The organism is Desulfoluna sp. HI9BLuna (genome assembly GCF_056829775.1).
Map to the genome: position 1 here is coordinate 5,115,239 of NZ_CP186555.1, position 13,618 is coordinate 5,128,856.

At 60.2% G+C, this 13,618-nt stretch carries 11 protein-coding genes; 8 read left to right on the plus strand and 3 right to left on the minus strand.

The genetic code is table 11. From position 1 onward, the window contains the following. Nucleotides 1-109: 109 nt before the first annotated feature. Nucleotides 110-328 (plus strand): hypothetical protein, encoded by a 219-nt coding sequence (locus tag ACOYW0_RS20890; protein WP_482415700.1) that lies wholly within the window; start codon nt 110-112, stop codon nt 326-328. 57 nt (nt 329-385) lie between these two features. Here the strand turns inward: ACOYW0_RS20890 and ACOYW0_RS20895 are convergent, their stop codons facing one another. Together ACOYW0_RS20895 and lpdA are read right to left on the minus strand one after the other, a co-directional pair. Beyond that, nucleotides 386-2,008: a sigma 54-interacting transcriptional regulator gene (locus ACOYW0_RS20895; protein ID WP_482415701.1), complete on the minus strand. Its 1,623-nt coding sequence runs from the start codon at nt 2,006-2,008 to the stop codon at nt 386-388. Between the two features lie 375 nt (nt 2,009-2,383). Then, nucleotides 2,384-3,817, minus strand: coding sequence for a dihydrolipoyl dehydrogenase (lpdA, locus tag ACOYW0_RS20900; RefSeq protein WP_482415702.1), 1,434 nt, complete (start codon nt 3,815-3,817; stop codon nt 2,384-2,386). A gap of 227 nt (nt 3,818-4,044) precedes the next feature. Between lpdA and ACOYW0_RS20905 the strand changes: the two genes are divergently transcribed. From ACOYW0_RS20905 to lipA, 7 genes are all read left to right on the plus strand, one after another. Further along, a complete protein-coding gene (locus tag ACOYW0_RS20905; protein WP_246317827.1) occupies nt 4,045-4,533 on the plus strand; it encodes an Lrp/AsnC family transcriptional regulator in 489 nt (162 codons plus the stop codon). Nucleotides 4,534-4,868: 335 nt separating this feature from the next. Further along, nucleotides 4,869-6,143, plus strand: a complete 1,275-nt coding sequence (locus ACOYW0_RS20910; protein WP_482415703.1) for an aminomethyl transferase family protein — start codon at nt 4,869-4,871, stop codon at nt 6,141-6,143. Nucleotides 6,144-6,292: 149 nt separating this feature from the next. Then, nucleotides 6,293-6,691: a glycine cleavage system protein GcvH gene (gene gcvH / locus ACOYW0_RS20915; protein WP_482415704.1), complete on the plus strand. Its 399-nt coding sequence runs from the start codon at nt 6,293-6,295 to the stop codon at nt 6,689-6,691. A 118-nt stretch (nt 6,692-6,809) separates the two neighbouring features. Further along, the gene (gcvPA, locus tag ACOYW0_RS20920; protein ID WP_482415705.1) at nt 6,810-8,141 is read left to right on the plus strand and encodes an aminomethyl-transferring glycine dehydrogenase subunit GcvPA; all 1,332 of its coding nucleotides are present in this window, start codon (nt 6,810-6,812) and stop codon (nt 8,139-8,141) included. Continuing rightward, complete coding sequence (gene gcvPB / locus ACOYW0_RS20925; RefSeq protein WP_482415706.1) at nt 8,138-9,598, plus strand: aminomethyl-transferring glycine dehydrogenase subunit GcvPB; 1,461 nt, start codon at nt 8,138-8,140, stop codon at nt 9,596-9,598. The genes gcvPA and gcvPB overlap by 4 nt, the downstream gene beginning before the upstream one ends. A 365-nt stretch (nt 9,599-9,963) precedes the next feature. Beyond that, nucleotides 9,964-10,665: a lipoyl(octanoyl) transferase LipB gene (gene lipB, locus ACOYW0_RS20930; RefSeq protein ID WP_482415707.1), complete on the plus strand. Its 702-nt coding sequence runs from the start codon at nt 9,964-9,966 to the stop codon at nt 10,663-10,665. 226 nt (nt 10,666-10,891) lie between these two features. Then, nucleotides 10,892-11,788 carry a lipoyl synthase gene (gene lipA / locus ACOYW0_RS20935; protein WP_482415708.1) on the plus strand — a complete coding sequence of 299 codons (897 nt, stop codon included), beginning with the start codon at nt 10,892-10,894 and terminating at the stop codon, nt 11,786-11,788. Nucleotides 11,789-12,581: 793 nt separating this feature from the next. Here the strand turns inward: lipA and ACOYW0_RS20940 are convergent. After that, the gene (locus tag ACOYW0_RS20940; protein ID WP_482415709.1) at nt 12,582-13,448 is read right to left on the minus strand and encodes a glutamate cyclase domain-containing protein; all 867 of its coding nucleotides are present in this window, start codon (nt 13,446-13,448) and stop codon (nt 12,582-12,584) included. Nucleotides 13,449-13,618: the final 170 nt, after the last annotated feature.

The window sequence follows — 13,618 nt, forward strand, 5'->3', positions numbered from 1 at the left end:
CCTCCATGGGACCGGCCACGGCCGGCCTGTTGTTCGGCGGGGATGAGCCCCGCCGGGGATTGTGAACGTCGGGTGAGGACGGCCCCGCAGGGGAGGGGGGCGTCCGGTCATGGAAACAGAGAAGAGCAAAAACGCTGCCACGAATGAACAGAGTGGAAAAAAAGAGGCTGCAAGGCGGGAATACCGCCCGGTGTATCGGAGCCAATGGGCGGGCGCAAGGCCTGAGAACAGGGACGTTGCGTCCGTCGCCAGCCCAGGGATAGGAGAACCGGAAAAAAGCGCAGAGGGGCTTCCGGGTGGTGGTGGGGGCAGGGCTAAGATGGTTTGAAATCGCACCGTATTAGCTCCATTTAGATCGGTTATTCTTTGAAAACAATATGTTGCGTTAGTGGTACGAATACGTTCCGATGGATTGTTTTGTTTCCACGCGGATGCCGTACTTTTTGATCCTGTTGAGCAGGGCGGTGTGGGTGAGGTTGAGGTGAGCGGCGGCTTTACGGATGCTTCCGGCATCCTTCAGGGCCCGGATGATCAGGTCGGTCTCAAACTGGGCGGTGAGCTCTCGCAGCCCGCCTTGGGGATCGGGAGACTCGGCATCGGCTGCGGGGGCAAGGTTGGCCTCGTGGCTGAAGAGGATGTTGGCGTGCTTGACGATGCGGCCGTCCCCTAAAATGGCGCCCCGCTCTATGACGTTTTTCAGTTCGCGGACGTTTCCCGGCCAGTGGTGGCCCATGAGTTTTTCCATGGCCGCTTCGGAGATGGTCTGGCGGGGGTTGTTGAGTTTTTCGGTGAGCAGGTCGAGGAAATGGGGGGCAAGGAGGCCAATGTCCTCCCGGCGCTCCCGCAGGGGAGGGATGTGAACGGGAACCACGTTGATGCGGTAGTAGAGGTCCTCGCGAAAGAGGCGTTTTTGGACCATCTCCTCTAAATTTTTGTTGGTGGCGGTGATGATGCGGGTGTCCACGGGGATCTCCCGGGTACCCCCGATGCGCCGGACCAGGCCCTCCTGTAGCACCCGGAGGATCTTGGCCTGCGGACCGGGGGGCATCTCACCGATCTCATCGAGAAAAAGGGTTCCCCCGCTGGCCACCTCAAAGAGGCCGGGTTTGCCCTTTTTCCGGGCCCCGGTGAAGGCCCCTTCGGCGTAGCCGAAGAGTTCGCTCTCTAAGAGGGGCTCGGGCATGGCCGCACAGTTGATGGCGATGAAAGGGCCGGTGCGGCCGCTTTCAAAGTGGATGGCCCCGGCAAAGAGCTCTTTGCCTGTGCCGCTCTCGCCCCGGACGGAGACCGTGGCGTCGGTGGGGGCGATGCGCCGGGCCAGCAGCACGGCGTTCTTGATGCCCTGGCTGGTGCCCAGGATGCAGTTGAAGCTGGCGGTGGTGGGGGAGGCGACCTCGCGTGCCATTTTCTGCACCTCCCTGAGCTCCTTCATGAGCACCACGGTGCCCACGGAACGTCCCCCTGCATCGTGGATGGGTTGGGCCGAGGCGTAGAACTCCACACGCCCGTCGGGGGTGACCACGGACTCCCGGCGGCTCAAGGGGCGTTTCTGGGCCATGCACTCCAGCAGGATGTTGCCGTCGGGCTTGATGTCCCGGATGTTTTTGCCGAGGAGCTGGGCCGCGTCGTGGCCCAGGATGCGGCAGGCCACGGGGTTGATGGTGGTGACAAGGCCCTTTTCGTTGGTGGCGATGATGCCTTCGGAGACCCCGTCAAAGACGGCCTGGTGGTGTTTTTCCCTGCGCTCCCGGGGGAGGGTGCGGACAAGGCGGACAGACAGGGCTCCGGGCAGCCCGTGGAAGGCGGTGACCAGTGAGGCCGAAGACGGGTGGGGGCCTGTGGGGCGGGTCAGTTCGATGTAGACGATGGCGGCTTCTCCGTCCTGGATGACTTCCATGGACAGGATGTTGAGCCCTTTGTCCGTGACTTCGCGCGTGAGATCGGCCACGACGCCGATGCGGTCGGAAAATTTAAGCTCCAGTTTCAAACTCTCAGCAGAGTGGGTCATGGGCCGCCGTCTGGTTGGAGGTTGGGTGTTATGCACTTTAAAAAATTCTGTTTTTTACTATAGCACAGACGCGAAGGGCCGCAAGCTTTAGGTTTTTGGGAGAAACGGGCAAGGATTTTTCGCTATCGTGGCACCTCCTCCCTTGCCGCCGGAGGTGCTCAGATGAATTCTGATTCCGAGAATGTTACGACACTGAGTCCACACCGTTACAGAACGTGTGACAATACCCGTATAGTCACACGCTTTGGTGGCGGGCGCAGCCCGCGGCGAACGCCATTGCGATTTGCCCTGAGGAACGAAGGGCGAAGCGCAATGGCAATCAGCTTTCGAGGTGGCTCACCTCGCCGCCGGAGGCATGCTTTTTGTGTTTTTCGACTACCCGTGCAGGGCGTTGCCGGACGCTTTTAACGCGACTTCCAGCATGGCCTCGGTCAGGGTGGGGTGGGCGTGGATGGTTTTGGCCAGGTCCGTGACGGTGAGCCCTTTGTTGACGGCAAGGGTGCCTTCGGCGATGAGGTCGGTGGCGTGGGGCCCTGCAATGTGGACGCCCAGGACTTTTCCGGTGTCTGTCTCCGAGACGATGGAGGCCTGGCCCGCGAGTTCGCCTAAGACCTGGGCCTTGCCGATGGCGCGGAAGAGGACGGTGTCGGTGCGCACGTCGAGCCCTTGGTCGCGGGCCTGGGCTTCGGTGAGGCCGGTGCAGGCCACCTCGGGCATGGTGAAGATGGCGTTGGGAACGGCCGTGTAGTCCATGGTGCGATCCTCGCCCATGATGTTTTCGGCAGCCACCATCCCTTCGGCCGAGGCCACGTGGGCCAGCATGATGCGCTCCGGTCCGGTGATGTCGCCGATGGCGTAGATGGACGGGTCGCTGGTGCGCATGCCGTCGTCCACCCGGATCCAGCCGCGCTCGTCCACGGTGACCCCGGTGTGTTCCAGGCCGATGTCCGAGGAGTTGGGGCTGCGGCCCACGCAGAAGGCCACCATGGCAACCTCTTCGGTGAGGATCTCCTTTTCTTTGGCTGTGGGGCTGTCGGCAAAGGGGGAAGGACCGATGGTGACCCGGGCGCCCTCGCCCGTGGTGTCCACGCCGATGACCGTGCGGTTGGTGTAGAGGGTGATCTTTTTCTTTTTCATCTCCCGGGTGAGGAGTTTGGAACATGCGTCGTCCACGGAGTCGATGGGCAGGACCCGGTCCATGCCTTCGATGAGGGTGACCTTGGACCCCAGGGCGTTCAGGATAAAGGCAAACTCACAGCCGATGACGCCCCCGCCTACGATGGCGATGCTTTCCGGGACCTCGGAGAGGCTCAGGATCTCGTTGCTGGAGACCACGCGTTTGCCGTCGAAGGGAAAGGCTGACAAGGCCATTGGCACGGTACCCGTGGCGATGATAAGATTATCCCAGTACAGATCGCTGGTTTCACCGTTTTCATCGGTTACGGCGAGGCTTCCTTTTCCGGTAATTCTGGCCGAACCGCGGACCCAGGTGACCCCGGCCCGTTGGAAAAGCGCCAGAATGCCCTTCTGCTGGGTGGCGATGATCGAGCGCTTGCGCTCCATGAGGCGCGCCATGTTCACGGTGACGCCTCCCACCTGTTCAAGCCCGAAGGTTTCGCTTTGGGCCATCTTCTCCATCAGGTCGGCACTGGTTTTCATGATTTTCGAGGGGATGCACCCCCAGTTGAGACAGGTGCCGCCGGCGCCCTCTTTTTCAACGACAGTAACCTCGGCGCCTAAGGCCGCGGCTTTCAGGGCAGCCACATAGCCGCCGGGTCCGGCTCCGATAACGATGATTCGTTTTGCCATGCCTTTTCTCCTTGGTGCGGATGCCCCGCTTCCTGTCATCCCTGGGATGTGCAGGCCGCTGTGGGGAGGGGAACGGTCGGTGGGAAGCGGCTCGGCCCGCGGGGCATCGGTTGAGGAAATCTGAACTTGTTGCTTTGAGTGTTATTAGGGAATACATCAAAAAAAGTCAACATCATTGCTGGAAACATGAATGTTCTAAAAAATTATTGACAGAAAGTGAAAAAATTATGTTTACTGACGAGCGAAAGAACACAACGGACAAGCGAGAGTCTATGAACATCGACGAGACCCACATCGCCATCATGAAGCTGCTTCGGGACGGACGGCGCTCTTTCAAGAAGATCGCCGAAGAACTTTCCATCACCGAAAACACGGTCCGGGCAAGGGTCAGGCGCCTTCAGGATGAGGGAGTCCTTGATGTAACCGGTCTTGTGAACCCCGAATCCCTTCGGGGGCACCGGGTGGTGATTGTGGGGATGAACATCAGCCACGTCAATCTCGTGGACAAGGGAGAAGAGATCAGTCGCCTCAAAGGGGTGGTGTCGGTGAGTGTTGTCACCGGCCGATACGATCTGATCGTTCAGGTTCTGTTTAAGGAGGGCTACGGGCTCCTCGAATTTTATACCGAAGAGCTCTCCAAGGTAAAGGATATCCAGTCCGTTGAAACCTTTGTGGTGTACAAGGGGTACAACTTAAAGGTGCCCTATCTGTTGTAAATGAATCAGAAGGTGGTGGCCCGCCATGGGGCGGACCCACCGGGCGGTCCGGGGCGTTCCGGCGGAAGGAGGGTGGTTCCCCTTCAGCCGGTGTGCCGCCTTCGAGAACTCTGGCAGGTGGTGATGATGTCTCGGGTTTTCAAGAAAAGGACAGGTTTCATCAGGTGGTTTACCGCTGTATCCTTTCACGCTTTTATCCTTTCCCTCTCTCGATTTTTCTCCTCTCTCGGCGTTTCAGCGATTGACTCAGCATGTCTCCTCGTTACTGACCCTGCATTGCATTTGTCCGGGGTGGATTCCGTGTCACGATGATGTCAACCGGAAAGGAGATGCGTATGGATTCGACGGTGAAAAAGACCCCCCTGCACGCCTGGCACTGTGACCATGGTGCCAATATGGCCGATTTTGGCGGCTACGAGATGCCTCTGTGGTACGGAGGCGGAACCCGGGAGGAGCACATGGCCGTGCTCACCTCTGCCGGGCTCTTTGATACCAGCCATATGGCCGTGATCCTCGTGGACGGCGGGGGGGCTCGCGACCTGCTCCAGGAGTGCTTCAGCAAAGACCTCGACCACTGCATCGGAAAGGATCCGGGGCCCCTGGTGCCGGGCAGGGCCGTGTACGGTGCGTTTTTAAACGAAAAAGGCCATGTCATCGACGATGCCCTGGTCTACAAGATGGCGTCCGATCGCTTTATGGTCTGCGTCAACGCAGGCATGGGCGGTGCCATCGCCATGGAGCTGGAGCGGTTTTCAGACGGGCGGCTGAGCCTCATCACCGATCTTACCGACAGCCTGGGCAAAATCGACATCCAGGGCCCGGGCGCCGCAAAAATCCTGGGGGCCGTCCTCAAGGACCCCGAAGCGGTCTTTGACTCCATGCCCTACTTCTCTTTTAAGGGCCATTTTGATGATCGCGCTCCCCGTGCCGGGCAGGTCAAGCTCCTCGACGGCACGCCCATTCTTCTCTCCCGTACCGGTTACACCGGTGAATTCGGATTTGAACTCTTTGTGATCCCGGAGAAAACCGAGGCCGTGTGGACGGCCCTTCTTAAAGCCGGAAAAGACGCAGGCATTCGCCCCTGTGGCCTCGCCTCCCGGGATTCGTTGCGCACCGGGGCCGTGCTCCCCCTTTCCCATCAGGACATCGGAGGGTGGGCTTTCATTAATCACCCCTGGGATTTTGCCTTACCCTGGAACGCTGAAAAGACGGCGTTTACGAAAGGCTTCCGTGGTGATGGCGCGTTGCTTGCCCCTTCGGAGGTATTTTATACTGCGGCCTTTGCAGGCTTTGACCCACGGAAGGTTTCCGCCGGGGAGGAGAGCTGCGTGCTCACCGAGGACGGAGAAGCCATCGGCACCATCCTTACCTGCACCACAGATGTGGCCCTGGGACGCCACCAAGGGAACATCGTGTCATCGGTTTCGGGCTCGTTGCCCGAAGGTGCAAAGGTACGAGGGCTCTCCTGCGGATTCGTAAAGCTTACCCGGGCCCTGGCCCCCGGGACCACCGTGGTGCTTACCCACGGCAAACGCAAGGTGCCGGTGGAGATTGTCTCGGACATCCGCCCCGGACGCACCGCACGGCGCCCCATACGCGAGATGCTGTAACGACGGGACTCCGGATCGCCGGAGCCCTGTCTCGATCCCGGGCCCCTGGCTCGGATATATCACCCACATGAGACAACCCGTTCGCCGGACCGGCCGTGTCACCCGTCGGTTGGCCCGGGGCAGGACGCAAACCCTGCAAAGGAGACCCCATGAAAGAGATCAGTCAGCTTGTGTTGCCGGAAGATGTCAAGTACGCCACCGACCACGAATGGACCAGGACCGAGGGTGACGAGGTTGTCATCGGTATCACGGATTACGCCCAGGACCAGCTCGGCGACATTGTGTTCGTGGAGCTTCCCCAGGTGGGGGACAGCTTTGAAAAGGGCGAGGAGTTCGGCACCGTGGAGTCGGTGAAGGCTGTCTCCGAGCTGTACATGCCCATCGGCGGTGAGATCGTGGCCGTCAACGAAGCCCTTGAAGACGACCCGGCCCTGGTCAACGGCGAACCTTACGGCCAGGGGTGGCTGATCCGCGTGAAACCGGCGGACCTGTCCGAGGTGGAGGCGCTGCTCGACAAAGCTGCGTACCTGGGGCTTTTCGACGCCTGAGGGGCTGGCAACACTGTGTCACCCCCATGAACGGCGCGGGCCATCCCGTGGCTCGGGCCGTGCATGGGAAGGGGGAGTGCCCCTACCCGGATTTTTCCAGCATAAGAGGAGTTTTGCGATGCGTTATTTGCCCCATACCCCGGAAGACATCCACGAGATGCTCAAGGTCATCGGTGTCGATACCGTGGACGACCTCTTCCACACCATTCCTGCCGCGTGCAGGAGTTCAAAACCCATGGACCTTCCCCCGGCCATGAGCGAGTGGGACCTGAATGCCCACATGGATTCCCTGGCCGCCACCATGGCATCCTCCAGTGAATACCGCGTGTTCATCGGGGCGGGAAGCTACAACCACCATATCCCTTCGTCCGTTCCCTACCTTCTCTCCCGCTCTGAATTTGCAACGGCCTATACCCCCTACCAGCCTGAAATCAGCCAGGGGACCCTCCAGGGAATCTACGAGTTCCAGACCCTGGTCACCCGCCTCCTGGGCATGGACGTTGCCACGGCATCCCACTACGATGGCGCCACAGGACTCTCCGAAGCCCTGTTGATGGCCGTGAAAAAGACAAAACGCAAGAAGGTGGCCGTTTCCACCCTCTGCCATCCCTTTCATCGGGAGGTGATCCGCACGTACATGGATCCTGCCGGGGTGGAGGTGGTGGAGGTGCCCTATACCGCGGAAGGGCGCACAGACCTTGCGGCCCTTGAGGCCATGGGTGATGTCGCCGCTGTTGCCGTTCAGTCCCCCAACTTCTTCGGGGTGGTGGAAGACCTGAAGAGCTTTTCCGATGCCATCCATGCCCAGAAAGGCGTGATGATCGCCTCCTTTACCGAGGCCATCGCCTGGGGCCTGATGAAAAATCCCGGCAGCCAGGGCGTGGACATCGTGGCAGGAGACGGCCAGAGCCTGGGGATCCCCAAATCCTTCGGCGGGCCCGGCCTGGGCCTTCTGGCCAGCACCAAGGCCCATATGCGCCAGCTCCCCGGACGGCTCGTGGGGACCACCACGGACTTAGACGGCAAACGGGGCTTCGTACTCACCCTGGCGGCCCGTGAACAGCATATCAGGCGGGAGAAAGCCACCTCCAACATCTGTTCCAACAATGGCCTCTGCGCCATGAACGCGGCCATGTACATGGCCTCCCTGGGGGGCAGCGGTTTCCGGCGCCTGGCCCAGATCAACCACAACAAAGCCGAGTACCTGAAAAAGGCCCTGGCCGGGGCAGGAATAGAGATTCCCTTTGCATCACCTACCTTCAATGAGTTTGTAGTGAAGTTCCCGGAAGGGTTTGAAGCCACCTACGAGCGCCTCCTGGCCAAGATGGTGGTGGCGGGCCTTCCCCTGGAACGTTTTTACCCGGAACTTCAAGGGCACTATCTCCTCTGCGTGACGGAGACCCTCTCGAAGACCGATCTGGACCAGCTGGTCAAGGAGGTGACGGCATGAGCGGCTACAGACAAGGCGATTCCGGCCTGATACTCAACGAGCCTTTGCTCTGGGAAAAAGGGAAGAAAGGGCGCTGCGGGTATTCCCTGCCCGAGTGCGATGTGGACGAGGTCTCCTTTGAAGGGGAGCTGGCAGGGGACGGCCCCGACTTTCCCGACCTCTCCGAGGTGGAAGTCGTGCGCCACTACACCCGCCTGTCCACCTGGAACTTCGGCGTGGATACCGGCATGTACCCCCTGGGGTCCTGCACCATGAAGTACAACCCAAAGGTGAATGAGCGCCAGGCAAACCTCACCGGCTTTGCCGACGCCCACCCCCTCCTGCCGGAGGTGCGGACACAAGGGGCCTTAAAGCTCATGTACGACCTGGAGCACTTTCTCAAGGAACTCACCGGCATGGACGCGGTGACCCTCCAGCCCGCGGCCGGTGCCCACGGCGAGCTCACCGGCATCCTCATGATCTACGCCTACCACAAGAAGAAGGGGCAGGTTCGCACGAAAATGCTGGTCCCCGACACCGCCCACGGCACCAACCCGGCCAGCGGCGCTCTCTGCGGCTACACCCCGGTGGCGGTTCCCGTCAACGGCGAGGGGATCATGCGGGTGGAAGACGTCCGGGAACTCATGGACGAAGACACCGCAGGCATCATGGTGACCAACCCCAACACCCTGGGGCTCTTTGAAGAGAACATCCGGGAGATCTGCGAGATCGTCCATGACAAAGGCGGCCTGGTTTACGGGGACGGCGCCAACCTGAACGCCATCATGGGCTATGTGAAGATGGGCGAGATCGGCGTGGACGTCATGCACTTCAACCTCCACAAGACCTTTTCCACGCCCCACGGCGGCGGCGGGCCCGGCTCCGGCCCCGTGGCCGTCAACAAGACCCTTGAGCCCTTCCTCCCCGTTCCCCGGGTGGAAAAAATCAAGGACACCTATCGCCTGGTGACGGACTATCCCGACTCCATCGGGCGCATGATGACCTTCTACGGCCACTTCGGTGTCATGGTGAGGGCCTACAGCTACATCCTCTCCATGGGAGCCGAAGGGCTCAAAGAGGCCAGCGCCCACGCCGTCCTCAACGCCAATTACATCAAGGAGCGCCTCAAGGACACCTTCCACCTGGCCTTCGACAAGACCTGCATGCACGAATGCGTCTTCTCCGATGCCCGCCAGGAAGAGCACGGCGTCACCACTCTGGACATCGCCAAACGGCTCATCGACTACGGCTTCCATCCCCCCACCATCTACTTTCCCCTGGTGGTGCACGGCGCCCTCATGATCGAGCCCACGGAGACGGAGACCAAAGAGGACATCGATAACTTCATCGATACCCTGAAAGCCATCGCCAAAGAGGCCAAGGAGTCCCCCGAACTCCTGAAAAACGCCCCCACGCGAAGCAAAGTCAGGCGTCTCGACGAAACCGCTGCGGCTCGAAAGCCGTGCCTTTGCGGATAGCTTAGAGGCGTTGAACTGCAGAAAAGCAGCCTCCGGCGGCGAGGTGAGCCACCTCGAAAGCTGATAGCCCTTGCACTTTTTCCTTCGTTCCTCAGGAAAAAGTGCAAGGGCCTTCGGCTCGGGCTTCGCCCGACTCATAGGGTGGTGATATCCTGAATGTTTATGACATGCGTAACGAACCCGCTTATGACTCGCGGCCCTGTTTAGCGGCGTGATCTAATAAACGGTGAAAGGTCGATAGAAATGGAGCGCCGCACTCCTGTGCGGCTTTTTCGCCCGTCGGGACCCGTGCCGCACAGGAGTGCGGCGCTCCAGGGGATAAGGGGGCCGGGGGGGGCTTGATGCGGTTGTGGGAGGGGCGAGTGATGAATAACGCAAAAATCCTTGAGTTGCCGTTAACCGCCTATGAAGAGGTGTATGGCCTGCAAAAGCGGTTGGTGTCCATGCGCCTTTCCGGTGAGCTTGACGACGATGTGGTGATCCTGGTGGAGCACCCGCCGGTGTACACCTTGGGAAAACGGGGCGGGCGCGAGAACATCGTGGTCTCCGAAGCATTTTTGAACGAGCAGGGAATCTCCGTGGTCCAGACCGAGCGCGGTGGCAACATCACCTGGCACGGTCCTGGGCAGCTTGTGGCCTATCCCATCGTGAACCTGGATGAGGCGCGCATGGGCGTGGCCGATTTTGTGGGGGCCCTGGAGCAAGTGATGATCGAGACCCTGGATGCCTTGGGCGTCTCTGCCCGGTCCGATGCGGTGAATCGCGGTGTCTGGGTGGGAGACGCCAAGATCGGGAGTGTGGGGATCCGGGTGAACCACGGGGTCTCCTTCCACGGGCTGGCCCTCAACGTGGCCCCGGACCTTACCTTCTTTTCATGGATCAACCCCTGCGGGCTTTCCGTTGCCATGACCACGGCCGAACAGGAGCTGGGCTGCAAGGTGAGCATGACCGTTGCACGGAGTGAGATGAAGCGGGTCTTTGGGGCGCTTTTTTCCGAAGGGTTGGTTGAAATGACTCTTAATGAGTTGAATGGCTACTCGTCGGCTTTATGTGGGGCTTGGACTTGAGAGGGAAGCATGTCGAGTAGGACGTATCCTGTTCCTTTGAAGCTTGTGAGTCAGTCCGCACAACCCGTCAGCTTTTATGTCGGGCGAAGCCCGAGCCGAAGGCCCTTGCGCTTTGCCCCGAGGAACGAGGGACGAAGCGCAAGGGCAATCCGCTTTCGAGGTGGCTCACCTCGCCGCCGGAGGCATGTTTTTTGCGCTTTTGTTTTTTTGATGAAGGGAGATGGGTATGGACAGAGATGTGTGTCGGGATAGTGTAAAGGCGTATCAGCGTAAGAGAAAGCCGGTGTGGCTCCGGCGCAGCCTGCCCACCTCGCCGGAGTACGAGAAGGTGAGGCGGCTCATTGGGTCGTCGTCGCTCCATACGGTGTGCCAGGAGGCGAAGTGCCCCAATCAGTGGGAGTGTTTTTCCAGCCGTACGGCCACCTTCATGATCCTTGGGGAGGTGTGTACCCGGGGGTGCCGGTTTTGTGCGGTGGCAGGGGGCAAGCCGTTGCCGCCGGACCCGGAAGAGCCCGGGCGTGTTGCCGAGGCGGCCAAAGAGCTCAACCTCTCCTATGTGGTGGTGACTTCCGTGACCCGGGACGATCTGGAGGATGGCGGTTCCTCGGCCTTTGCGGCCACCATCCGTGCCCTGCGGGAGGCCATTGACGGGGTGTATGTGGAGGTTCTGATTCCGGATTTCCAAGGAAGCGAAGAAAACCTGCAGTGCGTCATCGACGCAAAACCGGACGTGCTCAACCACAACATCGAGACCGTGCCCCGGCTTTACGATACGGTTCGGCCCCAGGCCATCTACCAGCGGTCCCTGGATGTGTTTCGGTATGCCGCCAAGGCAGCCCCCTCTATGCCGCTGAAGTCGGGCATCATGCTGGGCCTGGGGGAGACCGACGCCGAGGTGGAGGCCACCTTGTCCGACCTTCTGGCCGCCGGGTGCTCCATCCTCACCATTGGCCAGTACCTGCAGCCCTCAAAGGACCACCTTCCCGTGGAGACCTACGTCACCCCGGAAGCCTTTGACGCATGGAAAACAAAAGCCCTTGCCATGGGCTTCGCCGATGTGGCCAGTGGTCCCTTTGTGCGCAGCTCCTACAAGGCAAAGGAGTTGTTCCAAAGCAACGGATGATCGCAAATGCTCCGGGGCTTCGCCCCTTCACATTTGCTGACGGGCTTCGCCCGTGTTGAGTATCGAGGCCAAGGGGCAATACGTTGGATCAGTGGCTCTTTCGTTCCCAGGCTCCGCCTGGGAATGCTATACGGAGGCTCTGCCTCCACGCTTGAGATCGCTTCCCTGTACATACTGCCAGTACGCCGCTATGCATCACTCCGGCAAGGCGGAGCCTTGCAACCGACACTCCCAGGCAGAGCCTGGGAGCGAGAAAAAGAATAAAAACGATGCCTCCGGCGGCCAGGGGATAAATCCCCTGGACCCCAGGATCGAAAATGCTCCGGGCTTCTCCCCTTCACATTTGCTGACGGGCTTCGCCCGTGTTGAGCATCGGGGCCAAGGGGCAATATGTCGGATCAGTGGCTCTTTCGTTCCCAGGCTCCGCCTGGGAATGCTCTACGGAGGCTCTGCCTCCACGCTTGAGATCGCTTTCCTGTAGATACTGCCAGTACGCCGCTATGCATCACTCCGGCAAGGCGGAGCCTTGCAATCGACACTCCCAGGCAGAGCCTGGGAGCGAGAAAAAGAATAATAACAATACTCCGGTGCTTCGTCCGTGAATCAGGGCAATGGGCTTTTGATGCTTTTCATGGATAAGAAAACGCCATGAAGATCGCAGAATCTTTTCTTTAAAACCTGTTTATCCAACTTTTCAAAAGTTGGGCCCCCGGCAGGGCCGCCGGAGGCAGCCATGACATCCAAAAATCCCCCTGTCGCACAAGCGGCAGGGGGATTTTGGTTTGGGTGCGGATCAGGCTGTTTTGGGATAGCTTTCGGTACTGAAGGGGGCGACCCAGGACTGGAATCGTTTGATGAGGGTTTCGCCTCGGCTTAAGGGAAACCCGTCTTCCGTGGGTTCGGGGCGGACGGTGACGCCGTCCACGCAGCCGTTTTCCACCAGCCAGTGGGTGGTGGGTGCGGGGTCGCAGAGGTCGAGGAGTTCCTCGCCGGTGAGGGCTTCCATCATGGCGATGACGCCGTAGACGCCCCAGTTGGAGACCGAGGAGACCACCAGCTCGTGGCAGGGGGTCACCGAGGGAATGATGGGAAGGGACGAAAGGGAGGTAAGGACATTGCCCATGCCGATCTCGTTGCCGCCGTCGCCAAAGGCCACGGAGAAGAGGTCGTCTCTGTTAAAGAGGCCGTCCACCTTGGCTGCATGGGCGGTGATGTCCGAGCCGCGCATGTTGTGGTAGCTGCCCTGCGCGGACGCACCGGGGCGCTCAACGGAGACGACGGCTCCGGGGCGGTGGGTGTCCATGAGCTTTGCGATATGGGGTGCGGTCTCTTCCGGGGTGGCAATGGGCAGTTCGGTGATCTGGAAGCGTTTTCCGAGGAGGGTGGACAGGGGCGGCGCCCCGACAAAGACGGGGCATCCGTTTAAATACTCAAGCACGCGGTAGAGGGCAATGGCCCCTACGGGCCCGTCGGTCTCAAATGTGCCTGAGACGGGAAATCCGGTGGTGATGAGCACCGGGCCGGGGCTGTCCAGGATGCCCTGGGCGGCCCGGAGCAGATAGCCCGGGTCAAGGGCTTGGGCTGCCTGCTCAATGCCCCGCGCCCCTCCTTTGAGGAGCTCTTCTTCCATGCGTGTCGACAGGTTGTCCAGAGGTGTCATTCCAGCTCCGGGTTTGGGTGGTTCATGCCGCCTGTGGTCACTTTTTGAAAAAAGCGTGCCGCTTTATTCCTTTGATCCAGCGCTAAAAACAAACCCACGAAGTCTCATATATCAACATCGTTTTCAATATTTATTTTGATCTGTTTGTCAAACTTTTCAAAAGTTTGGCC